23 protein-coding genes are annotated in these 25944 nt (G+C 65.3%); 7 read left to right on the top strand and 16 right to left on the bottom strand.

All coding sequences use genetic code 11. The features are described 5' to 3' along the window. Window positions 1–10 precede the first annotated feature (10 nt). Entirely contained in the window at window positions 11–1960 is a 1950-nt protein-coding gene (acs, locus tag I5E68_RS09515) for an acetate--CoA ligase (RefSeq protein WP_197163218.1), read from the bottom strand. A gap of 231 nt (window positions 1961–2191) precedes the next feature. Between acs and I5E68_RS09510 the strand changes: the two genes are divergently transcribed. The 6 genes from I5E68_RS09510 to I5E68_RS09485 all read left to right on the top strand — a co-directional run bounded on the left by I5E68_RS09510 (window position 2192) and on the right by I5E68_RS09485 (window position 9307). Continuing rightward, window positions 2192–3625 carry a DcaP family trimeric outer membrane transporter gene (locus I5E68_RS09510; protein ID WP_197163217.1) on the top strand — a complete coding sequence of 478 codons (1434 nt, stop codon included), beginning with the start codon at window positions 2192–2194 and terminating at the stop codon, window positions 3623–3625. 63 nt (window positions 3626–3688) lie between these two features. Continuing rightward, entirely contained in the window at window positions 3689–5356 is a 1668-nt protein-coding gene (locus I5E68_RS09505; protein WP_197163215.1) for an MFS transporter, read from the top strand. 121 nt (window positions 5357–5477) lie between these two features. Further along, window positions 5478–5993, top strand: coding sequence for a GNAT family N-acetyltransferase (locus I5E68_RS09500; protein ID WP_197163213.1), 516 nt, complete (start codon window positions 5478–5480; stop codon window positions 5991–5993). A gap of 40 nt (window positions 5994–6033) precedes the next feature. Beyond that, window positions 6034–7917, top strand: coding sequence for an AMP-binding protein (locus I5E68_RS09495; RefSeq protein WP_197163211.1), 1884 nt, complete (start codon window positions 6034–6036; stop codon window positions 7915–7917). 167 nt (window positions 7918–8084) lie between these two features. Then, complete coding sequence (locus I5E68_RS09490) at window positions 8085–8420, top strand: PilZ domain-containing protein (protein ID WP_197163210.1); 336 nt, start codon at window positions 8085–8087, stop codon at window positions 8418–8420. 86 nt (window positions 8421–8506) lie between these two features. Beyond that, the gene (locus tag I5E68_RS09485; RefSeq protein WP_197163209.1) at window positions 8507–9307 is read left to right on the top strand and encodes an SIMPL domain-containing protein; all 801 of its coding nucleotides are present in this window, start codon (window positions 8507–8509) and stop codon (window positions 9305–9307) included. A gap of 66 nt (window positions 9308–9373) precedes the next feature. On the opposite strand, the gene lpdA is transcribed toward I5E68_RS09485, so the two are convergent. The 4 genes from lpdA to I5E68_RS09465 are packed head-to-tail and all read right to left on the bottom strand — an operon-like array spanning window position 9374 to window position 12866. Further along, window positions 9374–10786: a dihydrolipoyl dehydrogenase gene (gene lpdA, locus I5E68_RS09480; RefSeq protein ID WP_197163208.1), complete on the bottom strand. Its 1413-nt coding sequence runs from the start codon at window positions 10784–10786 to the stop codon at window positions 9374–9376. Between the two features lie 4 nt (window positions 10787–10790). Next, window positions 10791–11171, bottom strand: coding sequence for an acyl-CoA thioesterase (locus tag I5E68_RS09475; RefSeq protein WP_197163207.1), 381 nt, complete (start codon window positions 11169–11171; stop codon window positions 10791–10793). Between the two features lie 2 nt (window positions 11172–11173). Then, complete coding sequence (locus tag I5E68_RS09470; RefSeq protein WP_197163206.1) at window positions 11174–11563, bottom strand: acyl-CoA thioesterase; 390 nt, start codon at window positions 11561–11563, stop codon at window positions 11174–11176. 1 nt (window position 11564) lies between these two features. Further along, the gene (locus tag I5E68_RS09465) at window positions 11565–12866 is read right to left on the bottom strand and encodes a pyruvate dehydrogenase complex dihydrolipoamide acetyltransferase (RefSeq protein WP_197163205.1); all 1302 of its coding nucleotides are present in this window, start codon (window positions 12864–12866) and stop codon (window positions 11565–11567) included. Window positions 12867–13031: 165 nt separating this feature from the next. On the opposite strand from I5E68_RS09465, the gene I5E68_RS09460 reads away from it, so the two are divergent. Beyond that, entirely contained in the window at window positions 13032–13490 is a 459-nt protein-coding gene (locus I5E68_RS09460) for a universal stress protein (protein WP_197163204.1), read from the top strand. A 53-nt stretch (window positions 13491–13543) separates the two neighbouring features. Here the strand turns inward: I5E68_RS09460 and rnr are convergent, their stop codons facing one another. The 11 genes from rnr to radA form a co-directional block, all read right to left on the bottom strand. Then, window positions 13544–15826, bottom strand: a complete 2283-nt coding sequence (gene rnr / locus I5E68_RS09455) for a ribonuclease R (protein ID WP_197163203.1) — start codon at window positions 15824–15826, stop codon at window positions 13544–13546. Between the two features lie 169 nt (window positions 15827–15995). Then, window positions 15996–16412 (bottom strand): hypothetical protein, encoded by a 417-nt coding sequence (locus I5E68_RS09450; protein WP_197163201.1) that lies wholly within the window; start codon window positions 16410–16412, stop codon window positions 15996–15998. A 23-nt stretch (window positions 16413–16435) separates the two neighbouring features. Then, window positions 16436–17776: a M20/M25/M40 family metallo-hydrolase gene (locus I5E68_RS09445; protein WP_197163200.1), complete on the bottom strand. Its 1341-nt coding sequence runs from the start codon at window positions 17774–17776 to the stop codon at window positions 16436–16438. A 71-nt stretch (window positions 17777–17847) separates the two neighbouring features. After that, window positions 17848–18435: a DUF805 domain-containing protein gene (locus I5E68_RS09440; protein WP_197163199.1), complete on the bottom strand. Its 588-nt coding sequence runs from the start codon at window positions 18433–18435 to the stop codon at window positions 17848–17850. A 35-nt stretch (window positions 18436–18470) separates the two neighbouring features. Further along, the gene (proS, locus tag I5E68_RS09435; RefSeq protein ID WP_197163198.1) at window positions 18471–20009 is read right to left on the bottom strand and encodes a proline--tRNA ligase; all 1539 of its coding nucleotides are present in this window, start codon (window positions 20007–20009) and stop codon (window positions 18471–18473) included. Window positions 20010–20109: 100 nt separating this feature from the next. After that, entirely contained in the window at window positions 20110–20670 is a 561-nt protein-coding gene (gene phaR, locus I5E68_RS09430) for a polyhydroxyalkanoate synthesis repressor PhaR (RefSeq protein ID WP_197163197.1), read from the bottom strand. Between the two features lie 98 nt (window positions 20671–20768). Further along, window positions 20769–21815 carry an alanine racemase gene (locus I5E68_RS09425; RefSeq protein ID WP_197164729.1) on the bottom strand — a complete coding sequence of 349 codons (1047 nt, stop codon included), beginning with the start codon at window positions 21813–21815 and terminating at the stop codon, window positions 20769–20771. Beyond that, window positions 21805–23439, bottom strand: a complete 1635-nt coding sequence (locus tag I5E68_RS09420) for an MFS transporter (protein WP_197163196.1) — start codon at window positions 23437–23439, stop codon at window positions 21805–21807. Before I5E68_RS09420 ends, I5E68_RS09425 begins: the two co-directional genes overlap by 11 nt. Before the next feature lie 92 nt (window positions 23440–23531). Next, the gene (locus I5E68_RS09415) at window positions 23532–23945 is read right to left on the bottom strand and encodes an iron-sulfur cluster assembly scaffold protein (RefSeq protein ID WP_197163195.1); all 414 of its coding nucleotides are present in this window, start codon (window positions 23943–23945) and stop codon (window positions 23532–23534) included. Between the two features lie 6 nt (window positions 23946–23951). Continuing rightward, the gene (locus tag I5E68_RS09410; protein WP_197163194.1) at window positions 23952–24482 is read right to left on the bottom strand and encodes a CvpA family protein; all 531 of its coding nucleotides are present in this window, start codon (window positions 24480–24482) and stop codon (window positions 23952–23954) included. A gap of 12 nt (window positions 24483–24494) precedes the next feature. Beyond that, on the bottom strand, window positions 24495–25883 hold the full coding sequence (gene radA / locus I5E68_RS09405; protein WP_197163192.1) for a DNA repair protein RadA: 1389 nt from the start codon (window positions 25881–25883) through the stop codon (window positions 24495–24497). Window positions 25884–25944 lie beyond the last annotated feature (61 nt).

Genomic DNA, 25944 nt, shown 5'->3' with positions numbered 1-25944 from the left:
CGTTACGCCCTTATGCCGTTGCGGGCTGCGGGCGGTTCTCGATCAGATTATCGACCACGGAGGGATCGGCAAGCGTCGAGGTGTCGCCAAGACTGGAAAAGTCGTTTTCGCCGATCTTGCGCAAAATGCGGCGCATGATCTTGCCCGAGCGGGTCTTGGGCAGGCCCGGCGCGAACTGGATCACGTCGGGCGTGGCGATCGGGCCGATCTCGTGACGAACCCACTTGATGAGTTCGCGGCGCAGATCTTCGTCGGCCTCGACCCCGGCATTGGTGGTCACGAAAGCGTAGATGCCCTGCCCCTTGATCTCGTGTGGCATGCCCACGACTGCTGCCTCTGCGACCTTGTGGTGCGCCACCAGCGCGGACTCGATCTCGGCGGTACCCATGCGGTGGCCCGAGACGTTGATGACGTCGTCGATGCGCCCGGTAATCCAGTAGTAGCCATCCTCGTCGCGGCGGCAGCCGTCGCCGGTGAAGTAGTACCCCTTGAAGGTCGAGAAATAGGTCTGGAAGAAGCGCTCGTGATCGCCCCAGACGGTGCGCATCTGGCCCGGCCAGCTATCGGCGATGACGAGGCAGCCCTCGCCCGCCCCGGTGATTTCCTTGCCATCGTTGTCGAGCAGCATCGGACGCACACCGAACATCGGCTTGGAGGCAGACCCAGGCTTGAGCGCGGTGGCGCCGGGCAGCGGGGTGATCATCACGCCGCCGGTCTCGGTCTGCCACCAGGTATCGACGATCGGACAGCGGCCTTCGCCCACCACGTTGTAGTACCAGGACCATGCCTCGGGATTGATCGGCTCGCCGACCGAGCCGAGCACCTTCAGGCTCTTGCGACTTGTGGCCTTCACGTAGTCGTCGCCCTCGCGCATCAGCGCGCGCAGTGCGGTCGGTGCACCGTAGAAAATCTCGACCTGATACTTGTCGACGATCTGCCAGAAGCGGCTCGCATCGGGGAAGCTGGGCACGCCCTCGAACATCACGGTGGTGCCACCGTTCATCAGCGGTCCGTAGACGACGTAGGAGTGGCCCGTGACCCAGCCGATGTCGGCCGCGCACCAGTAGATCTGACCCGGACGGTAGTCGAAGACGTATTCGTGGGTCATCGAGGCCCAGACGGCATAGCCACCTGTCGTGTGCAGCACGCCCTTGGGCTTGCCGGTCGAACCCGAGGTGTAGAGGATGAACAGCGGATCCTCCGCGTTCATCTCCTCGGGCGCGCAGTCGGCAGACTGCTGGGCGACGCCCGTGCGCCAATCGATGTCGCGCCCTTCGGCCATCGGCACGTCGGCGCCGGTATGGGCGAGCACGATCACCGTATCGACGCCGGGGCAATCCTCGAGCGCCTCGTCGACGTTGGCCTTGAGCGGCACCTTCTTGCCGCCGCGCAGGCCCTGGTCGGCGGTCAGCACGATCGAGCTGTCGCAGTCGACGATACGTCCCGCCAGCGCATCGGGCGAGAAGCCGGCGAATACGATCGAGTGGATCGCACCGATGCGCGCGCAGGCGAGCATCGCAACGGCGGCCTCCGGCACCATCGGCAGGTAGATGGTGACCCGGTCGCCCTTCTTAACCCCGCGCGACTTCATCAGGTTGGCGAAACGGCACACGTCCTCGTGGAGCTGGCGATAGGTGATACGCCGCTCGGGATCCGAGGGACTGTCGGGCTCCCAGATGATCGCAATGTCATCGCCGCGTGTCGCGAGATGGCGGTCGAGCGCATTGGCCGCGATGTTGAGCGTGCCATCGGTGAACCAGGAAATGCCGAAGTCGGCCTCGTGATAGCTGGTCTGCTTGACCACGCTGAACGGCTTGATCCAGTCGATGCGCTGCGCCTGATCGCGCCAGAACCCGTCGGGATCGCTGACCGACCGCGCGTACATCTCGTTGTAGCGGGCCTCGTCGACAAGCGCATCCTTCGCCCATTCGACGGGAACGGGATAGAGGGCCTCGACCATAAATTTCTCCTCTCCGGGTCAATGCATCCGGATGTTTCCGGGTTTGACCTGCTCCTAGCACAATAGCGAATGCCGGGGGACATTAGACAATGGTCGTAGGACCATCACCAAGGTCGGGATGGCCCGGCCCACGCTTCTCCCTGAACATAGGCACGACCTTGAGCATTGCCAGCGCAGCGCGTCGCCGCATCGCGTCAAAGAGCAGGCCGGGGTCGAGAGGAGGAGAGGACTATGACCCCGCATCCGCGGCGCCTGATCGGCGTATTGCTAGGAGCGACGTGCCTGGTGGCACCGCAAGCCGCGCTGGCGCAGAGCACGTCGGCCAGCGAGCGAGAAGCACAGCTCGAAGCGCGCCTCGAACGTCTCGAGGCCGAGATGCAGCTGCTGCGCGAGGACCTTGCCCGCGCCCGTGCCGACCAGCAGCGTGCCGAAAGCGAAACCCGCAGCGCACTGGCTGCCGCACAGACCCAGAGCGCCGACGCGGTTACCCGCGTTGCCCGGATCGAGGATGCTGCTCCCGCCGCAGCTTCGGCGTCCGGCAAGGACGGCTTCGACGTGGGCGCGACCACCTTCAAGCTGGGCGGCTACGTCCGCGTCAACGCGATCGCCTCGCGCTGGAGCTCGGGCGACGTGGCTCCCGGGGCACTCGGCAAGGAATTCTACCTGCCCCAGCACATCCCGGTCGGCGATGGCGCCAAGAGTCAGGACTTCATGATGCATGCGCGCCAGACGCGCATCACCATGGGTGCGAGCACACCGCTCGAGGGCCGCGAGCTGTCGGGCTACATCGAGTTCGACTTCGGTCTCGCCACCGCGCCGCCGGGGGCGCAGCGCGCCACCAACCCTTACGTGCCCACTTTCCGCCGCGGCTTCATCAAGTACGGCAACCTGCTCATCGGGCAGGAATGGTCGACCTTCCAGAATGTTGCCGCCCTGCCCGAGACCACCGACTTCGTCGGGCCGACCGAGGGCACCGTGTTCAACCGCCAGGCCATGGTCCGCTATACGCACAAGGTGGCCGACCAGCTTTCCTTTGCGGTCGCCATCGAGAACCCGCAGACCGAGGCCTTGGTCGGCGACAGTGCAGGCTTTGCCGATCTCGACGATGACCGCATGCCAGACCTAGTGGGCCGCATCAACTGGACGCCCGGGCTCGGCAGTTTCGTCCTGGCGGGTGTCGCGCGCGAGATCAGGGTCCAGCAGGGCGGTCTTTCCGACAGCGCCTTTGGCTGGGGCCTCTCCGGGTCGGGCATCGTGCCCTTCGGCCCCGAAGGCCGGCACGACCTGCGCTTCATGGTCACCTACGGCCAGGGCATCGGTCGTTATCTCGGGCTCGGCTACGTCGCCGACGCAGTGCTGCCCGCATTCGGCGAGGAGCTCGCGGTGGTCGACAATTTCGCCGCCTTCGCCGCCCTCAAGCTGGGCTGGAGCGACAAGCTGCGCTCGACCTTCATGGCCGGGTATCAGGATGCCGACTACCCCGACGCCATCGTCGTCAACGGCCTTGCCAACAAGCGCGCGTGGAGCATGGCGGCGAACCTTTTCTGGAGCCCTGCCGACAAGCTCGATTTCGGTGTCGAGTACCGCCACGCGGTGCGCGAGACGGTCTCGGGCGCGGACGGCAGCCTCGATCGCATGGAATTCGCTGCAAAGTACAGGTTCTGACGGCATAACCAAGCAAACACCCGGTGCCCGCAGCGGCGCCGGCCACAACCGGGAGAGAGTGCAATGGCCACGAGCTACCAAGCCTTGCCAAGACATCACAAGGCCACCGGCCGCGAGAAGCTGGTCATCACCGCTTCCTCGCTCGGCACCGTATTCGAATGGTATGACTTCTACCTGTACGGACTGCTCGCGAGCTTCATCTCGCGGGTGTTCTTCTCGGGCGTCAACGAGACCACCGGGTTCATCCTCGCGCTCGGCGCCTTCGCGGCCGGCTTTGCGGTGCGCCCCTTCGGTGCACTGGTGTTCGGTCGGGTCGGCGACCTCGTCGGGCGCAAGTACACTTTCCTCGTGACCATGGGCCTGATGGGCATCTCGACTTTCTCGGTCGGCCTCCTGCCCGGCTACGACACCATCGGTATCGCCTCTCCCATCATCCTCGTGACGCTGCGCATCATCCAGGGCCTTGCACTGGGCGGTGAGTACGGCGGCGCGGCGACCTACGTTGCCGAGCACGCGCCCGAGAACAAGCGCGGGCTCTACACCAGCTTCATCCAGATCACCGCCACTTTCGGCCTTTTCGCCGCACTGCTGGTCGTGCTGGGCGTGCGCACGGGCATGGGCGAGGACACCTTCTCGGGCTGGGGCTGGCGCGTGCCGTTCCTGCTCTCGGCGATCCTGCTCATCGTCTCGATGTACATTCGCCTGCAGCTCAACGAGAGCCCGGTCTACCAGAAGATGAAGGAGGAAGGCACGACCTCCAAGGCCCCGATCAAGGAAGCCTTCGGGGAATGGGGCAACCTCAAGTTCGTGCTGATCGCGCTTTTCGGTGCCGTCGCGGGTCAGGCCGTGGTCTGGTACACCGGCCAGTTCTACGCGATGTTCTACCTCGAGAAGATCCTCAAGGTGGACGGGGCGACGACCAACTACCTCATCGCCATCGCGCTTGCGCTGGGCACGCCGTTCTTCGTCTTCTTCGGCTGGCTGTCTGATCGCATCGGGCGCAAGTACATCATCCTTGGCGGCTGCGTGCTCGCCGCGATCAGCTACTTCCCGGCGTTCCACGCCCTGTCTAACGCAGCCAACCCCGCTCTCGCCGCCGCGACCCGCAACGCACCGGTCGTGGTAACCGCCAGCGAGGCCGAGTGTTCGTTCCAGTTCGACCCGATCGGCAAGAACAAGTTCGACAGCTCGAGCTGCGACATCGCCAAGTCCTATCTCGCCAAGAACGGCATCAACTATGCGAACGTCGAGGCACCGGCGGGCACCATCGCTGCGATCTCGATCGGCGGCCAGTCTCTGCCCGCGCCCGATCCGGCCAAGCTCGCCGGTGCGACCCGCGCCGAGGCGATCACGGCCTACCAGGGCCAGATCAGCGCTGCGCTCGCCAGTGCAGGCTACCCCGAAAAGGCCGACCCGGCGCAGATGGACAAGGTCAAGGTCGTCGCGATCCTGTTCTATCTCGTGCTGCTGGTGACCATGGTCTACGGCCCCATCGCCGCGATGCTCGTCGAGCTGTTCCCGACCCGTATCCGCTACACCTCGATGTCGCTTCCCTATCACCTGGGCAATGGCTGGTTCGGCGGTTTCCTGCCGACCACGGCCTTCGCGATGGTCGCTGCCACCGGGGACATCTACTATGGCTTGTGGTATCCCGTGGTCGTCGCGGCAGCCACTGTCGTCATCGGCCTGCTGTTCCTGCCCGAGACCTTCCGCAGGAACATCGACGGATGACCTGACGGTCCCTGCCTACACACCGCTCCCGTCCCCGGCCGTGCCCCTGATTTCGATCAAGGTACGGCCGGGACACGGAGCCTAAGGTAACGCCATCTCCCTTCTCATCGGAGCAGTTATCATGTCCACGATCACCGCCACCACCCTTCCCACCCGCTCGGGCATCGAGATCGACGTACGTCCCGCCACCGAGGACGACATCGGCCTGCTTACCGCCTTTTTCGACCGCGTCAGCGCCGAGGACCGGCGCTTCCGCTTTCTCGCTGCCGCCGCGCATGTGAGTGCGGACCAGCTCGCGCCGCTGGTCAAGGCCGACCATTTCCGCACCGAGTCCTGGCTCGGCTTCAACAAGGAGACGAGCGAACTGGTCGCCTCGGGCCTGCTCGCTTGCGACGGGCCGATGGAGACCGGCGAGATCGCGATCTCGGTCAGCGCCTCGCACCGCGGCAAGGGCGTGGGCTGGGCCATGCTCGATTTCCTCGGCACCCAGGCGCGCGAGCGCGGCTGCCGCAAGGTGATCGCGATCGAGAGCCGCGACAATCACGCCGCGATCGAACTTGAACGCGAGAAGGGCTTCAAGCCCGAACCCTTCGAGGGAGACCCGACGCTGGTCATCCTGTCCAAGACGTTCCCCTGACGAGAAACGCAGGCAGAGAAATCAAAGGAGGAGAGGAAAAATGAGCGACGTCTACCGGCAAGCCTGGCGTGACAGTATCGAGGACCCCGAATGCTTCTGGATGGATGCAGCGCGGGCGATCGACTGGATCGAACCACCTGCCCGCGCTTACGAGCCAAAGGCAGGCTGGTTTGCCGGCGGCACGCTCAACACCTGCTACAACGCGGTGGATCGCCACGTCGCGGGGGGACGCGGCGATGGCACCGCCCTCATCTATGACAGCCCGGTCACCGGTAGCGAACAGGCCTGGACCTATGCCGAGTTGCAGGACGAAGTCGGGCGGGTCGCGGCGATGCTCGCCTCGCTCGGCGTAACCAAGGGCGACCGGGTCGTGATCTACATGCCGATGATCCCCCAGACCGTGTTTGCCATGCTCGCCTGCGCGCGGCTCGGCGCGATCCACTCGGTCGTGTTCGGCGGTTTTGCCGCGCACGAACTGGCCAAGCGCATCGACGATGCCACGCCCCTGCTCGTGATGACCGCCAGCTGCGGGATCGAGGGCAGCAAGGTCCTCCCCTATAAGCCTCTTGTTGACGAGGCGCTCGCCAGCGCCGCTCACGCGGTCGAGGGCGTGGTCGTCTACCAGCGCGAGCAGCTTGCTGCGCAGCTTGAGGCGCCGCGCGACCACGACTGGATGGCGCTACGCGAGGCGACGGCTGATGCTCCGGTTCCGCCTTGCGCCACGCTCGCCGCCAGCGATCCGCTCTACATCCTCTATACCTCGGGCACGACGGGCACCCCAAAGGGCGTGGTGCGCGAGAACGGTGGCCACGCCGTCAACCTCGCATGGACGATGGGCGCGATCTACGACATCGGGCCGGGCGACGTGTTCTGGGCCGCCTCGGACGTGGGCTGGGTCGTGGGGCACAGCTACATCGTCTACGCCCCGCTGCTGGTCGGCGCGACGACCGTGCTGTTCGAGGGCAAGCCCGTCGGCACCCCCGATCCGGGCACCTTCTGGCGCGTGATCAAGAGGCACAATGTCAGCACCTTCTTCACCGCCCCCACCGCGATCCGCGCCATCCGCAAGGAAGACCCCGAGGCCCGTTACCTGAAGGAAATCGGGACCGGCAATCTCAAGGTCATGTTCCTTGCAGGCGAGCGCGCCGATCCGCAGACGATTGCTTGGGCCGAGGAACATACCGGGCTACCGGTGATCGACCACTGGTGGCAGACCGAACTGGGCGCACCAGCCATCGCCACCTGTTTCGGGCTGGGCGACACCCGGCGCAAGGCAGGCAGCGCGGGCTTTCCTGTTCCCGGCTACCAGTTCGCGATCCTCTCCGAGGAAGGGCAGCCCCTGCCCGCCGGTCAGAGCGGCGCTGTCGCCATGCGCACGCCGCTCGCTCCCTGTGCCTTCCGCAGTCTCTGGAACAACCCTGCAGGCTACGAGAAGAACTTCACCGGCTTTCCCGGCTACTATGAGACCGGCGATGCCGGGCACTTCGACGAGGACGGCTTCCTGCACATCATGGGCCGCACCGACGACATCATCAATGTCGCCGGGCACCGTCTCTCGACCGGGCAGATGGAACAGCTCGTTGCCGGGGTCGACGGGGTCGCCGAATGCGCGGTGATCGGTGCCGACGACGCGCTCAAGGGGCAGATACCGGTTGCCTTCGTCGTCGCGCGTGCCGGCGCGCTCGAGCTGGACACGATGGACAAGCGGGTGATCGCGCGCGTGCGCGAGGAACTGGGCGCGGTCGCCGCGCTCAAGACGGCCTTCGTCGTTCGCCAGCTGCCCAAGACCCGCTCGGGCAAGATCCTGCGCAATGTCCTGCGCAAGATCATGGCCGGCGAGGACTTCCCGGTACCGCCGACGATCGAGGACCCGACCGCGATCGCGACAATCCGCGAGAAGGTCGCCTCCGCGAAGGTTGCCTAGACCAGCGCGGCGAAAATGATCCGGACCACCTGTCGACAGGCATTCCACGCCTTTTCCACAGGTGGTCCACAGCTTGACGCAAGTTCCCGCATCACCACGTAACCTGTTGCAACGCCTTGGTAACCAGTGTCGATGCAAGTGCCCTCGCACCAATGACGGAGGCACGAATGCAGCAAGGCACCTTACCGGTCCGCGAGACCAACGCGGATGCCCGCAGCGAAGGGCATGGCGCGAGCCGCGCCGCGCTCAGCCTGCTGTGCGAGGTGCGGCAGGGCTCGCGCCCGTGGAAGACGGCCCGTCTCGAGGACCTCTCGCCGGGCGGCTTTCGCATCGCATGGCTCCCCGACGCGAGCACCGCCATGCCGCTGCGCATCCGCATCCCCGGCCTGCAGATGCTCAGCGCCCGCATCTGCTGGGCTCGAGACAATGCAATCGGCTGCGAATTCGCCGAACCGCTCCACGTCGCGGTGTTCGAGCACATCGTGATGCGGGCCGGAGCCTGAGGACGACGCACAGCGTACTTGCCCCTTCATCTCAATTACGTAAGCCTCTCTTCGGCGTCCGGTTTTTACGCGCCCGAGGAGAGAGCATGCATCCTATCAACACCGTGGGCAGGCAGTTGTGCGCCGTCCATTCACTTGCGCTCATGGCCGGTCTTGCCTGCGCCCTGCCCGGCATAGCGACGGCGCAGGAAGCCCCGCGCATTCTGGTCTCGGCCAAAGGAACCGTGAAGACCGAGCCCGACATAGCCGTGATCACCTATGATCTGCGCGGCGAAGGCACCACGTCCGATGACGCTCTGAAACAGCTCAAGGTCCGTTCCGAAGCGACCGAGCGTGCCGCGTACGGCTTTGTGGGCAAGCCCCGGAAGATCGAGACCGGTACGCTCTCGATCCGCCCGGTTCGGGGCCAGAACTGCAACATGTCATCATACAGTCCTGCCCGTCTGTCCCAAGGCGAATGCGCAATCCTTGGCTATACTGCCGAGGTAAAGGTCACCCTAAGGACGGACAAGGTCGAGGATGCCGGTACACTTGCCGGACTGATCGGAAGAAACGGCGCGCTCAACCCCAATGTCGCGCGCTTCGAACTCTCCGATCCGCGTGAAGCCGAACGCGAGGCCATGCGGCGCGCGCTTGCCGATGCCCGGCAGCAAGGCAGCCTCATCGCCACGGGAAGCGGCATGAAGCTGGGCCCTGTGCAGCGCATTCAGGACGCCAACTATCGCGAAATCTCGCTCGAGTTCGAGGAACGGGAAGGCTCGTCACCCCCTGCGATGAATGTCGCACCGCCTCCCCCGCCGCCGCCACCTCCCGTGGGCGTGAAGCTTACCCCTGCTGCCATCGAAACGAGCGTCCAGATCATGGTTGCCTATGCACTCGTGACCTGAGCACAAACGAGAAGGGCGGACCGAACGGCCCGCCCTTTCCTATTCGTCGCTGCTGGCAGCGTGCGATCAGATGTGGATCGCGCGGCCGAAGGCGGCAAGCACCGATTCGTGCATCGATTCCGAGATGGTCGGGTGCGGGAACACCGTCTGCATCAGCTCGGCCTCGGTGGTCTCGAGCGTTTTGCCCACGACATAGCCCTGGATCATCTCGGTGACCTCGGCGCCGACCATGTGCGCGCCCAGCAGTTCGCCGGTCTTCGCGTCGAACACAGTCTTCACGAAGCCCTCGGGCTCGCCCAGCGCGATAGCCTTGCCGTTGCCGATGAACGGGAAGGTGCCGACCTTGAGTGTGTAACCGGCTTCCTTGGCCTTGGCTTCGGTCATGCCGACCGAGGCTACCTGCGGGTGGCAGTAGGTGCAGCCCGGGATGTTGTTGCGGTCGAGTCCGTGGGGGTGGACGTCCTTATTGCCCAGTTCCTTGGCGATCGATTCCGCGGCAGTAACGCCCTCGTGGCTGGCCTTGTGTGCAAGCCAGGGCCCGGGGGTGCAGTCGCCGATGGCCCACACGCCCTTGACCGAGGTGCGGCCGTAATCGTCGATCTTGATGAAGCCGCGGTCGGCCTCGATCTTGAGCGCCTCGAGCCCGATGTTCTCGGTGTTCGGCACGATGCCGACCGCCGAGATGACGTGGCTGAAGGTCTCTTCGGTGACCTTGCCGTCCTTGGCCTTGATCTTGACCTTGACGTCCTTGGCGCCCGACTTGACCTCCTGCACGGCAGCTTCGGTCAGGATCTTCATGCCCTGCTTGGTCAGCGCCTTGGTCATGAACGCGGAGACGTCCTTGTCCTCGACCGGCATGATCCGGTCGAGCATCTCGACGATCGTCACGTCGACGCCCATGTCGTTGTAGAAGCTGGCGAACTCGACGCCGATCGCGCCCGAACCCATGACCAGCAGCTTGGTCGGCATCTCGGTCGGGGTCATCGCGTGGCGGTAGGTCCACACGCGCTTGCCATCGACCGGAGCGAAGGGCAGTTCGCGCGCACGGGCGCCGGTCGCGACGATGACGTGCTTGGCCGAGACGGTCTGCTTGCCCTTCTCGCCCTCGACCTCAAGCTTGCCGGGCGCGACGAGCTTGCCGGTGCCCATGATCACGTCGATCTTGTTCTTCTTCATCAGGTGCGTGACGCCCTGATTGAGCTGCTTGGCGACGCCGCGCGAACGCTTGACCACCGCGTCGAGATCGGCGGTGATGTTCTCGGCCGACAAGCCGTAGTTCTTGGCGTGCTGCATCTGGTGGAACACCTCGGCCGAGCGCAGCAGCGCCTTGGTCGGGATGCAGCCCCAGTTGAGGCAGATGCCGCCGAGCAGCTCGCGCTCGACGATGGCCGTCTTGAGACCCAGCTGCGCAGCGCGGATCGCCGAAACGTAGCCGCCGGGGCCGGAACCGAGGACGATGACGTCATAGGTGTCTGCCACTGTCTTAATTCTCCTGTTCGATTGCGCGGGGAGCGCCCGCATCGTCGATGGCAACGAAGGTGAAGACCGCTTCGGTCACTTTCACCCGCTCTTCTTCGTGCCGGTGGCGGCGCCAGGCCTCGATGGCAATGGTCATCGAGGTGCGTCCGACCCTCCGGATATCGCCGTAGACGGTGACTTCGTCACCGATCTTGACGGGCTTGTGGAACTGCATGCCGTCCATGGCGATCGTCACCGCACGCCCGCGCGAGAAGCGCGCCGCAATGAGACCCGCCGCCATGTCCATCTGGCTGACCAGCCAGCCACCGAAGATATCGCCGTAGGCATTGGTATCGGCAGGCATGGCAGTGACCCGGATCACGGGTTCACGGTAGTCTTCGGTCATTATCAGGCAACTTTCAGTGCATCTGCGATCGGCTGCGGGCGATCGTCCTGTCCCAGCGCGACGAAGGTGAAGCTGCCATTGGCGACCTCCACCTGTTCCTCGCTGGCGCGTGCCCGCCCGAAACCACGGGTGGCCACGGTCATCGAGGTGCGCCCGACCCGCGCTACACGCGCAAAGACGTTGAGCTCGTCGCCGACCTGCATCACGCCGGGGAAAGCGAAATCGGTGGCGCCCACGACGACCGCCTTGAGGCCGGTGCGACGTGTCACCAGCGAACTGGCTCCCAGCGCGAGCTGCGCCATGAGCCAGCCACCGAACACGCCGCCATAGGGGTTGAGGTCGGTCGGCATCGCAGTCACGCGAATGACCAGGTCTCCGGCCTCATCCTCCATCTCAGGCGATCATCCCGAGCGGGTTCTCGACGTAGTCCTTGAACGCGGCCATCAGGCGCGCGCCATCGGCGCCGTCGACGGCACGGTGATCGAAACTTCCGGTTGCGGTCATGACAGTAGCTACTCCCAGGGAGCCATCTTCCATCACCCACGGACGCTTTTCACCTGCCCCAATGGCGAGGATGGTTGCCTGCGGCGGATTGATTACAGCGGTGAATTGCTTGATGCCCATCATCCCCATGTTCGAGATGCTGGCGGTACCGCCCTGGTATTCCTCGGGCTTGAGCTTGCCTTCCTTGGCGCGCGCACCAAGATCGCGGGTTGCCTGCGCGATGGCCGAGAACGAGCGGCCATTGGCGTCCTGCACGATCGGGGTGATCAGGCCGTTGGGGATCGAGACCGCGACCGAGACGTCGGCACGCTCGTACTTGATCAGCTCGTTGCCCGCGAAGGTTACGTTGCACTCGGGCACGTCGACCAGCGCCTTGCCCAGAGCCTTGACCAGCATGTCGTTGACCGAGACCTTGATGCCCTTCTTGGAGAGCATCGAATTGATCTCGGCGCGCAGCGCCATGAGCTTGTCGAGCTTGACGTCGACCGTCAGGTAAATGTGCGGCGCTTCCTGCATCGACTGCGTGAGGCGACGCGCGATGGTCTTGCGCATGCCCGAAAGCGGCTCGATCGTGTGCGGGATACGCTCGTCGAGCAGGGCCTTGGCACCGGCAGAGGCCGCCGGAGCGGCGGCAGGTGCCGAAGCGGGCGCGCTGGCGGGCTTCGCACCGCCGGCCTTCGCGGCTTCGACGTCGGCCTTGACGATGCGGCCATTGGGGCCCGAGCCCTTGACCGAACCGAGGTCGAGCCCGTTGTTCTCGGCGATACGGCGCGCGAGCGGCGAGGCGATCACGCGGTCGCCGTCATTGGCGGCCGGAGCCGGAGCGGGCGACGGGGTCGGCGAAGGTGCGGGTGCCGGCTCGGACTTGGCGGCGGGCGCCTCGTCCTTCTTGGGCGCAGCCTTGGGTGCATCGGCAACCGGTGCCTCGGCGACGGACGAGACGTCCTCACCCTCTTCGGCGAGCAGCGCGATGACCGTTCCGACCTTCACACCTTCGGTGCCTTCGGGAACGGCAATCTTGCCGATGGTACCCTCGTCGACGGCCTCGAACTCCATCGTGGCCTTGTCGGTTTCGATCTCGGCCATGATGTCGCCGGAGCTGACGGTGTCGCCCTCCTTGACGAGCCATTTGGCGAGTTTGCCCTCTTCCATCGTGGGCGAAAGGGCGGGCATCTTGATCTCGATGGGCATGGAAGCGTGTCTGTCCCTTGATTCCTTGGGGAGGCGTTAGCGGATCGACCTCTTCCTTGGACAAGTTGGGCCTTGCATACAAGCGCCTTGCGCATCCTTTTTCGCACCACGGATGGGTTGCGTGTCGAAGCGATTGGCCTGATAAGCCGCGCCGAGAGGATATCTATGCGCGTATATCTGGTAATCGTCGACGACAGCGAGGAAGCCCTCGTGGCCATGCAGTACGCCGCGAGGCGCGCCGCGCGCACCGACGGCGCTCTACACCTGCTCGCAATCGTGCCCCCGCAGGAGTTCAACGCCTTTGCCGGCGTGCAGGCCACGATTGAGGAAGAAGCGCGCGCCCGCGCCGAAACGCTCGTCACCGCGGCTGCGGGCAACCTGCTCTCGCAGGGGGCGAAAATGCCGCTGATCTCGGTGCGCGTAGGCGAGGACATCAAGGTCGTGGGCAAATACCTCGAGGAACACCCCGAGGTTTCCGCGCTGGTCCTTGGCGCCGCGCGCGAAAGCGGACCGGGCCCGCTCGTCGTGCACTTCACCGGCTCGTACATGGCCAAGATGGCCTGCCCGGTCTTCGTCATTCCCGGCGGCCTCGACGACAAGGCCATCGAAAAGCTGGCCGACTGAAATCGCCAGCGCGACGCGGGCAAGGGCCTGATGCCCTGCCCGCGCGCATGTCGTCAGCGCTTCTTGCGTCCCTGATGGCGAATGTTGCCAGGCCGCCCGCGCTTGCCGACGAAATGGCCGCCCTTCTTCTTCATCGCCATGGGCCGCCCGCGCGGCTCGACCCGGCCTTCGCTGTCCTCGAGCTCGTACTTGAGCGCGCCGGTCAGCGGATTGGCCTCGGCCAGGCGCAATGGAAGTATCTGGCCGACGCCATAGGTCGTTCCCGAGCGTTCGCCTTCGAGGACCTGTGCCTTCTCGTCGTAGGCGAAGCGCTCGTCGCCCAGCGTCGAGACCGGCACCAGACCGTCGCCACCCAGCCCGATGATCGTGGCGAAGAAGCCGAATTTCTGGACGCCGGTGATGCGGGTCTGGAAGACTTCGCCCACGCGTGAGGCGAGCCAGGCCGCGACATAGCGGTCGATAGTCTCGCGCTCGGCCTCCATCGCCCGGCGCTCGGCCTGGCTGATGGCATCGGTGACCTTGCCCAGGTCGTCGCGGTCGCGGTCCGACAAGCCGCTGGTCGGCGGAATGTCGCCCTTGGGCTGGGGCTGCTCGAGCTGGTAGGCATCGACCAGCGCACGGTGCACCAGCAAGTCGGCATAACGGCGGATGGGCGAGGTGAAGTGCGCATAGGAGCCGAGCGCGAGGCCGAAGTGGCCGGCGTTGCGCGGACCGTAATAGGCCTGGGTCTGGCTGCGCAGCACCGCTTCCATGATCAGCGCCTTCTCGCTCTCGTCACCGATGTCCTTGAGCATGCGGTTGAACAGCCCCGGCGTGATCACCTGCCCCATCGCGAGCTTCTTGCCGAAGGTTTCGAGATAGTCCTTGAGCGCGACCAGCTTCTCGCGGCTCGGCGCCTCGTGGACGCGGTAGACGACAGGGGCCACCTTGGCTTCTAGAGCCTTGGCCGCAGCAACGTTGGCGCTAATCATGAAATCCTCGACGACGCGGTGCGCATCGAGCCGCTCGCGCGTCGCGATCTCGGTGATGCGCCCCTGCTCGTCGAGCTTGACGCGGCGTTCGGGCAAGTCGAGGTCGAGCGGATCGCGATCTGCGCGCGCCTTGGCGAGCAGCTTCCAGCAGGCCCACAGGTCCTTGAGGTTCTGCCCCGCCTCGTCGCTGTCGATGCGAGCCTGCGCATCCTCGTAGGCGATGACCTCGTCGATGCGCACGATGGCGCGGGTGAAGCGCCATTCGGTGATCTTGCCCTCGGCAGAGACCCGCATGTGGCAGGCCATCGCGGCGCGGTCCTCGCCCGAACGCAGCGAGCACACGTCGGCGCTGAGCACTTCGGGCAGCATCGGCACGACCCGGTCGGGGAAGTAGACCGAGTTGCCGCGCTTGCGCGCCTCGCGGTCGATGGCGCCGCCCGGGCGCACATAGAACGAGACGTCGGCGATGGCGACCAACGCCTCGAACCCGCCCGCCCCGTCGGGCTTCGCCCAGATCGCATCGTCGTGGTCGCGCGCATCGGAAGGGTCGATGGCGACGATCGGCAGATGGCGCAGGTCCTCGCGGTGCTCGGTGCTGAGCGGGAGCTTGGCCGCGCGCTCGGCTTCATCGAGCGTCTCTTCCTGAAACTGGTTGGGGATGCCGAACTTGTGGATCGCGATGAGGCTGAACGACTTGGGCGCCAGCGGTTCGCCGAGCACCTCGGTGACCTTGACCGAGGCGCGCGCCGAACGCCCGATGGGTTCGGCGAGGACCAGTTCGCCGCTTTCCGCACCGCCCAGATCGCTGATCGGCGAGGAATTGCGGATGCGCTTGTCGACCGGTTGCAACCAGGCCTTGCCCGCCTTGTCGATCTCGACCACGCCGAGCATCTGTTCGGAGCGCAGCATGAGCTTCTTCATCGGATAGGCGCGCCAGCCAGAGGCGCTTTCCTCGGTCCGGGCGAGCACGCGGTCGCCCTTCTTGAGCGCGCCGATGCCCTGCCCGCTGCGCGGCCCCTTGCGCGCGCCCTTCTCGATCAGACGCAGGCGCGGCGGAGGCGTCGCATCCTCGGGCTGCCAGGTGTCGGGCACCGCGATGGCCTCGCCCTCCTCGATGTCGACGATGCGCAGCACGGTGACCTTGGGCAGCCCGCCCATCTTGTGGAAGGCGGTGCGCTTGCCGTCGATCAGGCCTTCCTCGGCCATGTCCTTGAGCAGCGCCTTGAGCTGGATCTTCTCCTGCCCCTTGAGACCGAACTCGCGCGAAATCTCGCGCTTGCCCGCGGGAACGGGCGAGTTCTGGATGAAGTCGAGGATCTGCTTGCGCGTCGGAAGCCCCGCCGGGGGCCGCTTGTTGGGAGCCATGTCCCTGCAATGGGCGCAGCGCGGCCCGAATGCAATGGGCCGCGCCGCGCTATCGGCCAGGAGCTGACCTTAGGGCCGTAGAATCATAGACCCGAAGCCACAGCGCGTTGATGCCGGTGGGACCATGGCGGGGAATCACCCTATCGCGTAGCAACTCTGGGAAAGTGCTTCAGCTTGCAGACACAGCTTTGCATTTCATGTCCGTCCGAGTGTGTCCGGAGCCGCGCGGCGGTCGATGCTTCACGATCCACTCGCCAGATTGTTCTCGACGGACGAACTGTGCCTTACAAGCGAGCCGGTCGGGGGCTACTTCGTTGAAGGCCATTCTCGGACCGCCGTCACGCAACAGCGTAAAAGAGCAACGATGGCCTTCGCGGTTGTTGCTACAGGCCATGTCGAGGATGTGGAGGTCGGGTGCCTTGGCGTCTACCTGACCTGCATTGTACCAAAGTGACCCCAACAAGTTACCGTTCCCAATCAACGTATTGAGTTGCAGATCACTCCAGATCGCAGCGCGAAGCTGGCCCGCCAACGGTTCATTCGGTGGTGAGAGACCCGCTGCGGCCAATACGGTCAGCGTGAACAACATTCAATTCACGGGTTAACCGCCTAGTCTTGCGCCAGCGGATGGAACGCACCGCCCGGAACAGCAGCCGCGACCGGGCTTTGCGCACCGCTGGCCGAGATCGCGCTGACACCCAGGATCCAGTCGTCGCCGCGCAGGTGGTCGAGCTTGACCGCAGTCTGCTGCGTGCGCGCGACGACCGGTTCGGCCTCCCACTCGGCAGCATCGGTGCGCCGGCGCCAGACCGAGTAGGCCGCCGCACCCGGCACCGGCTGCCAGGTCACGTCGGTCCAAGTCTTCACCGCCGCATCCGCGCTGGGTGCGGGCGGCATCGGCGCATCGGCCAGCGCGGCGAGCGAGGCGACGTTGAGGCGCGTCACCTTGGCAAGGTAGGGGAAATCCATCTCGTCGATGGTATCGCCATAAGTCACCCCGTCCTCGCTCCGCAGGTCCTGGTGCTGGTGCTCGTAGTCCTCGACCGCGACCGAGAAGCGGACCGCCGGGTAGCCCAGTTCGAGAAACGGCGTCTGGTCGCCGCCACGCCCCATGCGGTCGGCGCGCCAGACCTGACGCACCGCGAGATCGTCCTGAACGCTGCCCGAAAGCCCGGCGATGAAGCGCGAGATGTTGCGCCCCGGGCTGTCGTTCTCGCCGCCGAAGCGGCGCGCTGCGGCGCGGGTCTTGTCGGTGGCGTCAGCACGCGGGCCTTCCGAGAAAAGACGCACGTGCGCATCGTCGCAGAAACCGTCGGAACCGCACGATCCCCCGACGATGTCGTTGTTGAGGACGGCCTTGACGGTCCAGCCCTGTTGCTTCGCGTAATCGGCCAGAACCTTGCCGCCGAACAACCCCTGCTCCTCGCCCGAAAGCGCAGCGTAGACGATAGTACCCTCGTACTTGTGCTTAGACAGGACCCGCGCAGCCTCGAGCACGAGAGCAACGCCCGAAGCGTCGTCGTTGGCGCCCGGAGCATCGCTCTTGATGTCCATCACGTCGCTGACGCGGCTGTCGATGTGCCCCTGCACGATCACGACCTCGTTGGGCCTTGTAGTGCCACGCTGGATGGCGACGACATCGACGATCCGGGCAGGTTCGGGAATGCGGCTGCCCGTGACGGTCTGCTCGGGCATCACGACCTCGAGGCAATTGCCACAGGCCTTCGATGTCTTGCGGAACTCGGCCGCCGCCCAGCGCCGCGCCGCGCCGATCCCGCGCACGGGATCGCTGTCAGAGGACAGGGTATGGCGCGTCCCGAACGAAACGAGCTTCTCGACATCGGCATGGAGCCGGTCTTGCGAAACCGAAGCCTCGGGCTCTGCGGCGCGTGCCGGAGCCGTGACGGAAAGGGCGATGACGAGCGGTGCGACCAGGCTTGTTTTGTTCATGGCGGCGAGTGTTCCCGTTCGCGTCGCACTTGGCAAGAGCCTCGCCGAAGGCGACCAGACCCATGCCCACATCAAAGTCCGGGAGCAGGCTCCTCGCCGTAGCGATTGTCACCGGGTGTCGAAGGGAACAGACCGAAGACGAGCACTATCAGCAAAGGCAGCCACCCGATCATGCCCTGCAGCGCAACCTGTCGCTGCATTTCCTGCAGCGTCTCGAGATCGCCGGTCTGCGCCGCAAGGACGATCTGCGTCGCCTGATCGATATTGGCAATGGCAATGGCGATGCTCGCCAGTTGCAGCAAGGCCGCAATGGCCGCGATCCATCCCGGCTTGCTGCTGTCATGCAGGCGCCGAGTGAAGGACGCCGCCAGCAACCCAATCAGCAGCAGCGAGGAAATCGCCGAAACCCAGGTCGAGATCTCGACCGAGCCGGAAGCCTTCGCCAGGATGCGGGACTGCATCTGGGCCTCGCTGGCACCCTCGCGCGCGGCCTCGAACGCCTCGCCCATCATCGCGCCCATCAACGGTACGCTGACGGCGAAGGAGACGATGGCCTGCAAGATGACGAGGACGAGGACATAGAGCCAGAACGTCTGGCGCCTGTCCCGCCCGGAGAACCGGGTCAGGTTTGCAAGATTGTACTTTATCGCCTGCAGCATGACCGGTCCCCACTCGTGTCTGCCGCCGGGGCCCGTCAGTAAGCCCGGGCGACGTAGATGCGCTCGACCGCAGGCTGCCCGGTGAACAGGCAGGTACCCTCGACCGGATCGCTCCTGAGCGGCGTGTTGCGCATCGTGAGCTTGAGCGACTTGAGCTGCTTGACGACGTCTTCCAGCTCGTCACCCGTCGGGCGCGACCAGACAACCTCGGCCCAGCCCGGATAGCGCTTGGTTTCGGAGAAGAACGCGTTGAGTTCCTCCATCGAATCGATCTTCGTGATGTTGGCATCACGCTTGGCCAGCGCTTCGGCGTAGAGTGCGCCCTGCAGGTCTTCCAGCTCGCCAGCAGCGATGCCAAGGAAGGCCTCCTGCGACATCGCCTGGAAGTTGACCTTGCCCTCGGTGTTCCACAGCCGGTCGCGGCGCACCACGGTGATCTGGCCGTTGGCAGCGTCGCGCCCGCCTATCTCGAGGATCAGCGGCACGCCTTTCTTGACCCAGCCCCAGCGCTTCTGCGTGGCCTTGCCCGGGCGCTTGTCGAGCAGCACGCGCAGCTTCTCGCCAAGCGCATAGCGGGCCGAAAGCGAGCGGCGCAGCTCCTCGCAGTAGGCGAGCAGTTCCGCATCCTCGGGTTTGTCGCGCAGCATCGGCAGGATGACGATCTGGTGCGGCGCCACCATCGGCGGCACACGCAGGCCATCGTCGTCGCCGTGCGTCATGATGAGCCCCCCGATCATGCGCGTCGAGGTGCCCCACGAAGTGGTGTGGCAAAGCTGCTGCGTGCCTTCGCGGTCCTGATAGGTAATCCCGGCGGCCTTGGCGAAGCCGGTGCCCAGATAGTGCGAGGTGCCAGCCTGAAGCGCCTTGCCGTCCTGCATCATCGCCTCGATCGAGTAGGTCGCGACGGCGCCCGGGAAACGCTCGTTCTCGGGCTTCTCGCCGGCGATCACCGGCATAGCAAGCTCGGTCTCGGCGAAGTCGCGGTACATCTCGAGCGCGCGCAGCGTCTCTTCCATCGCCTCCTGACGGTCGGCGTGGGCGGTGTGGCCTTCCTGCCAGAGGAATTCGCTGGTGCGCAGGAACATGCGGGTGCGCATTTCCCAGCGCACGACATTGGCCCACTGGTTGGTCATCAGCGGCAGGTCGCGCCACGACTGGACCCAGCGCGACATGGCCGATCCGATCACCGTCTCCGAAGTGGGACGCACGATCAGCGGTTCCTCGAGCTTGGCCTCGGGGTCGGGGGTCAAGCCGCCCTTGCCGTCGGAGACGAGACGATGGTGGGTGACCACCGCCATCTCCTTGGCGAAGCCGTCGACGTGCTCGGCTTCCTTGGCGAAGTAGGACAGCGGAATGAACAGCGGGAAGTAGCAGTTGGAGACGCCCGCTTCCTTGATGCGGTCGTCCATCAGACGCTGCATGCGCTCCCAGATGCCGTAGCCCCAGGGTTTGATCACCATGCAACCACGAACGCCAGATTCCTCGGCCATCTCAGCCTCGGAAATGACCTCCTGGTACCACTGTGCGAAATCGTCCTCGCGCTTGGTGGTCAAAGCATGACGGATGGCGGACACAGGCAATCTTTCATCTGCTGCTGGCGGTACGCTTAGCACCGCTCAGGTGGGGGAATCAAAGCGCCGGGACTCGCCCGGCGCCAAGCCCCTGCGCAGATACTTATTTACCGAGCGCGTCAAGCCTCTTCTGTATCTCGGCCATCTGATCACGCAGTGCAGCAAGGTCCTTGCCGCTCTCTGCGGTTTCGGGCGCCGGTGCCTCGGGCTTCTCCGCACCGGGCATGAACGCGGCCGACGCGGCGCGGAACATGGCCATGTTCTGCTCGGCCAGCTTGGCCAGCGGATTGTTGCCCATCGAGTCCTCGAAGGCCTTCGACAGCTTGCTCTGGTTGGCCCGGAAATTTTCCATCGAGGCCTCGAGGTAGTGCGGGATCAGCGACTGCATCGAGTTGCCGTACATGCCGATGAGTTCGCGCAGGAAATTGACCGGCAGCATCTGCTCGCCGTTGGTTTCCTCTTCCATGATGATCTGGGTGAGGATGGTATGCGTGATGTCGTTGCCCGACTTGGCGTCGAGCACCTTGTAGTCGATCCCCTCCCTGGTCATCTTGGCCAGGTGATCGAGCGTGATGTAGCTCGACGAGCGGGTATTGTAGAGCCGCCTGTTGGCGTACTTCTTGATGATGACGGTGCTGTCATCCTTGGATGCCGATTCAGCCATGACCCTATCCTCAATCCTATGTGATCACAGGCTACCACTACGACTTAATGCGTTGCAACAAGATTTGCTGCGCAGCAATAGGACCAAGCTATTGGCAATCATGCTCCGAAGCGTCGCCCGAGCGTGGTGAGCAGCTCATACTGCGAAAGGCCCGAGACCTGCGCAGCGTACGGCAGGTCGAACGGCACCTCGACCCAGTCCCCCTCGCGCAGCGACGGTGCAGCCGCGACGTCGATGACGGTGAGGTCCATGCTCACGCGTCCGAGCACCGGCAACGGCTCGCCACAGGGCGCGCGCAGCACCCCCTTCCCCGACCAGCAGCGCAGATAGCCGTCGGCATAGCCCAGCGCGACTGTCGCCACGCGCATGCTGCGCGGCGCGGTGAAGGTGGCGTTGTAGCCGATGGTCTCGCCCGCGGAGACGTCACGCAGTTGCAGCACTGCCGCTAGCGGGCGCACGACCTGCCGGATGTCGCTGGCCATCTCGGGTCGCGCGATACCGCCATAGAGCGCGATGCCCGGGCGGGTGAGATTGCCATGGTAGTCGGGCCCGAGCATGATCCCGGCACTGTTGGCAAGACTTGCCCTTGCGTGGCGGACTGTCCCGCACGCCGCCGCCCAGGCTTCCTGCTGGCGCTCGTTGTGCGCGCCGTCCTCCTCGGATGCGACGAGATGCGAGAGCAACACGTCGACATCGAGACCCTGCACTGCCTCGTGATCAAGCTCGCCGAGCGAGACGCCGAGGCGGTTCATGCCGGTATCGACCATGAGATCGCATCGCCCGCCGCCGCTGGCCAGCCAGCGCTGCGCCTGCGCCAGTGAATTGATCACCGGCTTGACCCCGCTCGCTCTGGCAAACGCAGCATCGCCCTCGTTGCGCGGGCCATGCAGCACCGAGACCTGCGCGGGTGGGACCTGCGCAATGACCTGCGGCACTTCGCTCCAGTGCGCGACGAAGAAGTCGCGGCAACCCGCGTCGTGCAGCACGCGGCTCGCACGCGCTGCCCCGGTGCCGTAGCCATTGGCCTTTACCGCGGCGCCGGCGCGTGCATTGCCCGACAGGCGATCGAGCGCCTTCCAGTTGGCGCAAAGGGCATCTTCATCGAAGGCGAGCCGCAGGGCGGGCTCGGGCAGGTCAGCTTGCATCGTCACCATAGTCGCGCGCGGGCCCGCCGCGCAGGCCCCACAAGGATATCAGCAGCGCCATCGCCACCACGCCCCAGGTATACCACAGGCCCTGGTAGGGATTGCCGCTGCTCGCGACCATGTAGCTGGAAATAAGCGGGAGGAAACCTCCGAAATAGCCCGTGCCGATATGGTAGGGGATCGACATCGAGCTGTAGCGGATGCGCGGCGGGAACATCTCCGAGAGCAGAGCCGCGACTGGCCCGTAAGTCGCACCCGAAAGTGCCATCATCACCATCAGCATGGCCCCGATCACGAGCGCTCTGCCGATGGTCGGGCGTACCGTCTCGAAGCTGTAGCCGGCCTGCTCGAACCGCGCACGCAGCTGCGCCTTGCGGGCATCGGCCTCGCTCCAGGGATGCGCGGACAGATCCATCGCCCCATCGCCAATGCGCAGCGCAAGCGCCCCTGTCGAGGGGTACAACGTGTAACGCAAGCCGAGGTCGGTAAGGTCACCAAGCAAGGTCGCGCACTGACTCGCCTGCTCGGACGCGAAGGCGTCGTAGTTGCAGGCGGGACCTGCAACGAGCACCGGCACTTCGGCATTGGTCCGCACGAGGTCGGGATTGGCATTCTGCCCGATCACCCAGAACGCCGGAAACAGCGCGATCAGCGTGAGGGCATAACCCCAGACAATCGGCTTCTTGCGCCCGATCCGGTCGGACAGCGCGCCGAAGACGACGAAGAACACCATGCCCAGCGCAGCGCTCGCTCCGACGATGATCTCGGCCGTCGTCGGCTCCATGCGCATCGCACTTTTCAGGAAGCCGAGAGCGGAGAACATCGCCGTGTACCAGATCACGGTGAGGCCCGCCGCGATGCCGAAGAGCGCGATGAAGATGCGCTTCTTGTTGCCGGGATAGGTGAAGCTCTCGATGAAGGGATTGCCCGCGATCTCGCCCTCGGCCCGCATGGCCTTGAACACCGGGCTCTCGGACAGCTTGAGACGCATCCACAAGGAGACGCCCAGCAGGGCCAGCGAGAGGATGAAGGGCACACGCCAGCCCCAGTCGAGCCACAGCGCCTCGCTCATCAGCGTCTTGCAGCCGAGCACGACGATCAGGCTGAGCACGAAACCGCCGACGACGCTCGCCTGGATGAAGCCGGTATAGAAGCCGCGCCGGTTGGCGGGCGCATGTTCGGAGACGTAGATGGCGGCCCCGCCGTATTCACCGCCGAGCGCTAGGCCTTGCAGCACGCGCAGCAGGAGCACGATAGCAGGCGCGGCAAGACCGATGCTCGCGGCAGAAGGAATCAGCCCGACGCCCGCCGTCGCAATGCCCATGAGCGTGACCGTCACGAGGAAGGTGTACTTGCGTCCGAGCTTGTCGCCGAGAAAACCGAAGAGGATCGCGCCCAGCGGCCGGAACCCGAAACCGACCGCGAAGCCTGCCCAGACCAGCAGCGTTTCGAGCGTCGCGTTGCCCGAGGGGAAGAACGTCTTGCCGATGATCGCGGCGAGCGTCCCGTAAATGAAGAAATCGTACCACTCGAACACCGTGCCCATCGACGATGCCGCGATAACCAGCCTGATATCGGATGCGCTCGGCTCTGCGCCTGCCGGCGGTGCCTGTACCTTTGCCATCGAAACGACCTTCCCCCTTGCTGCACGGGCCTGCTTCGACCCGTTGGCGGGGGCTGCCCTATGCGAAGGACAGAATAGCCGCGGATTGCGGCTTAAGGAAGCGCCCGAAGCGCGGCATTCCACGGCAACATCAAGGCTGCGTGGCGGCCCGGATAGGCTTGCGCAGCAGCGATGGTGTCCAAGCCCGGCCAGTCCGGCAAGGCGCCCTCGCCCGCAAGCCAGGCCGTCAGAGCCGCTTGGCTCCCGGCGATGTCATCGCGGCTCTGGCCCTGCGCGCCATCGGCAAAGATCGCTGCGGCGGCCTGCCCGATAGCGCAGGCCTGACTGCGTAGCCCGACCGCCTCGATCCGCCCATCGGCATCGGTCGCGAGACCCAGTATGATCGCACTGCCGCAAGCCTGCGAGCGCGCCTCGGCAACATGGGGCATCTCGTCGCGCAAGGGATAGTGCGAAAGCCGAACCGCAAGCGCCAGAACATCGGGCGTGTAGAGGACCGTTGCAGACATAGGCGCTCAGTCGGCCCCGCTCACGGCTTCATCGTCCGCCATGATCTCGGCGCGGCGTTGCGCGATCATCTTGACCATCGCGTCCGAACTGGCGTTGACGAAGGAATAGCTGCGCGACTGGGTCAGCCAGTCGGGGCGTCCGGCAACGCCCCAGATCGTGTCATAGCCCAGCACCAGCACCGAAAAGCCGAGCACGATGATCACGATCGCCTTTACCGCGCCGAACCCCATGCCAAGCACCCGGTCGACCGGCCCCAGCACCGACTTGCGGCTCTTGCCCCCGGCCCACTTGGCGATGAGCCTGACGGCCATGTAGGGGACCAGCAGCAGGAGCACGAAAGCGAGGACCCCGGCGCCGGTCTCGCCGCCGACATACTCGGCCAGAACCATCGTCAGCGGCGTGTGCAGCATGCGGATCGCGAAGACCGCGAAGATCCACGCCGAGAGCGCCAGCACTTCCTGCACGAAACCGCGCATGAAGCCGGTCGCCGCACCGAGGCCGACAAAGATCAGGACGACGAAGTCGAAAGCAGTCATAGGGCTCCGCTACTAAGCATCGCCCAGAATGCGGTCAACGAGGTTGGGCAGCAGCGAGAGCGGCGAGAACTTCATCGTGGCCGATGCCTTGTCGCCGCCTGCCTTGCTCTCCTGCGCCGAAGCCGGGCCATAGGCGCGTGTGAACCCGAGCTTCGCCGATTCGCGCTGTCTGATCGATGAATGGGCAACGGGCCGGATCTCGCCCGCCAGCGAGACTTCACCGAACCACACCGCATCGCGCGGCAGCGGCTTGTCGCCGAGCGCCGAGACCAGCGCCGCGGCCACCGCGATATCGGCAGCAGGGTCGGAGAGGCGGTAGCCACCCGCCACGTTGAGATAGACTTCCGCGCTCGAGAAATTGAGCCCGCAGCGCGCTTCGAGCACCGCGAGCAGCATCGCCATGCGACCATTGTCCCAGCCCACCACGGCGCGGCGCGGGGTCGCCCCGCTCTGCAGGCGCACGATCAGCGCCTGGATCTCGACGAGGACGGGGCGCGTCCCCTCCATCGCCGGGAACACCGAGGAGCCGGCCATCGCCTCGTCGCGGCCCGAGAGGAACAGCATCGAGGGATTGCCGACTTCGGCGAGGCCGTCGCCCTCCATCGCGAAGACGCCGATCTCGTCGACCGGCCCGAAGCGGTTCTTGAGGCTGCGCAGGATGCGGTACTGGTGGCTGCGTTCGCCCTCGAAGCTCATCACCACGTCGACCATGTGTTCGAGTACGCGCGGCCCGGCGATGTTGCCGTCCTTGGTGACATGCCCGACGAGCACCAGCGTGACGTCGTTCTCCTTGGCGTAGCGGATCAGCTCGAAGGCGCAGCCGCGCACCTGGCTGACGGTGCCCGGCGCACCTTCGATCGTGTCCGAATGCATGGTCTGGATCGAATCGATCACCAGCAGTCTTGGCGTGTCCATGCGCCCGAGCGTGGTGAGAATGTCACGAACCGAGGTCGCCGCGGCGAGCTGGATCGGCGCCTTGGACAGACCGAGCCGCTCGGCGCGCAGGCGCACCTGCCCCGAGGCTTCCTCGCCGCTGACGTAAACCGCGAGCCCGCCCTGGTTGGCGATGTTGGCCGCAACCTGAAGCAGCAGCGTCGATTTGCCGATACCCGGATCGCCGCCCATCAGGATCGCCGAGCCGGGCACCAGTCCGCCACCAAGGGCACGGTCGAATTCGGCGATGCCGCTCAACTGGCGCTTGGGGACCTCGCCCGGCGCGTCGAGCGGCGTGAACTCGATCGGACGACCGCCCGAAGAGAGGTCGTGCTTGGTCGAGAAGACCGTCTGCGGCGCCTCTTCGGCAAGCGTGTTCCACTCGGCGCAATCGGGGCACTGCCCCTGCCAGCGGTTGGAGACCGACCCGCAGGCCTGACAGACATATCGACGTTTGGGCTTTGCCATGGGTCGGGCGTAATAGGAACGGAGCAAGAACGCAATTGCCTTTCGCCGCGCGAACGTCCAA

This window comes from Novosphingobium aureum, from assembly GCF_015865035.1.
GTDB classification, from domain to species: Bacteria; Pseudomonadota; Alphaproteobacteria; order Sphingomonadales; family Sphingomonadaceae; genus Novosphingobium; species Novosphingobium aureum.
The sequence above is the reverse complement of the archived record's forward strand: the minus strand, read 5'-3'. Positions and strand labels throughout refer to the sequence as shown.

What these genes read in the sequence shown, in the direction of transcription:
- acs (WP_197163218.1), bottom strand. Translation starts at nt 1,960, where the DNA reads ATGGTCGAGGCCCTCTATCCCGTTCCCGTCGAATGGGCGAAGGATGCG.
- I5E68_RS09510 (WP_197163217.1), top strand. Translation starts at nt 2,192, where the DNA reads ATGACCCCGCATCCGCGGCGCCTGATCGGCGTATTGCTAGGAGCGACG.
- I5E68_RS09505 (WP_197163215.1), top strand. Translation starts at nt 3,689, where the DNA reads ATGGCCACGAGCTACCAAGCCTTGCCAAGACATCACAAGGCCACCGGC.
- I5E68_RS09500 (WP_197163213.1), top strand. Translation starts at nt 5,478, where the DNA reads ATGTCCACGATCACCGCCACCACCCTTCCCACCCGCTCGGGCATCGAG.
- I5E68_RS09495 (WP_197163211.1), top strand. Translation starts at nt 6,034, where the DNA reads ATGAGCGACGTCTACCGGCAAGCCTGGCGTGACAGTATCGAGGACCCC.
- I5E68_RS09490 (WP_197163210.1), top strand. Translation starts at nt 8,085, where the DNA reads ATGCAGCAAGGCACCTTACCGGTCCGCGAGACCAACGCGGATGCCCGC.
- I5E68_RS09485 (WP_197163209.1), top strand. Translation starts at nt 8,507, where the DNA reads ATGCATCCTATCAACACCGTGGGCAGGCAGTTGTGCGCCGTCCATTCA.
- I5E68_RS09475 (WP_197163207.1), bottom strand. Translation starts at nt 11,171, where the DNA reads ATGACCGAAGACTACCGTGAACCCGTGATCCGGGTCACTGCCATGCCT.
- I5E68_RS09470 (WP_197163206.1), bottom strand. Translation starts at nt 11,563, where the DNA reads ATGGAGGATGAGGCCGGAGACCTGGTCATTCGCGTGACTGCGATGCCG.
- I5E68_RS09465 (WP_197163205.1), bottom strand. Translation starts at nt 12,866, where the DNA reads ATGCCCATCGAGATCAAGATGCCCGCCCTTTCGCCCACGATGGAAGAG.
- I5E68_RS09460 (WP_197163204.1), top strand. Translation starts at nt 13,032, where the DNA reads ATGCGCGTATATCTGGTAATCGTCGACGACAGCGAGGAAGCCCTCGTG.
- rnr (WP_197163203.1), bottom strand. Translation starts at nt 15,826, where the DNA reads ATGGCTCCCAACAAGCGGCCCCCGGCGGGGCTTCCGACGCGCAAGCAG.
- I5E68_RS09445 (WP_197163200.1), bottom strand. Translation starts at nt 17,776, where the DNA reads ATGAACAAAACAAGCCTGGTCGCACCGCTCGTCATCGCCCTTTCCGTC.
- I5E68_RS09440 (WP_197163199.1), bottom strand. Translation starts at nt 18,435, where the DNA reads ATGCTGCAGGCGATAAAGTACAATCTTGCAAACCTGACCCGGTTCTCC.
- phaR (WP_197163197.1), bottom strand. Translation starts at nt 20,670, where the DNA reads ATGGCTGAATCGGCATCCAAGGATGACAGCACCGTCATCATCAAGAAG.
- I5E68_RS09425 (WP_197164729.1), bottom strand. Translation starts at nt 21,815, where the DNA reads ATGCAAGCTGACCTGCCCGAGCCCGCCCTGCGGCTCGCCTTCGATGAA.
- I5E68_RS09420 (WP_197163196.1), bottom strand. Translation starts at nt 23,439, where the DNA reads ATGGCAAAGGTACAGGCACCGCCGGCAGGCGCAGAGCCGAGCGCATCC.
- I5E68_RS09415 (WP_197163195.1), bottom strand. Translation starts at nt 23,945, where the DNA reads ATGTCTGCAACGGTCCTCTACACGCCCGATGTTCTGGCGCTTGCGGTT.
- I5E68_RS09410 (WP_197163194.1), bottom strand. Translation starts at nt 24,482, where the DNA reads ATGACTGCTTTCGACTTCGTCGTCCTGATCTTTGTCGGCCTCGGTGCG.
- radA (WP_197163192.1), bottom strand. Translation starts at nt 25,883, where the DNA reads ATGGCAAAGCCCAAACGTCGATATGTCTGTCAGGCCTGCGGGTCGGTC.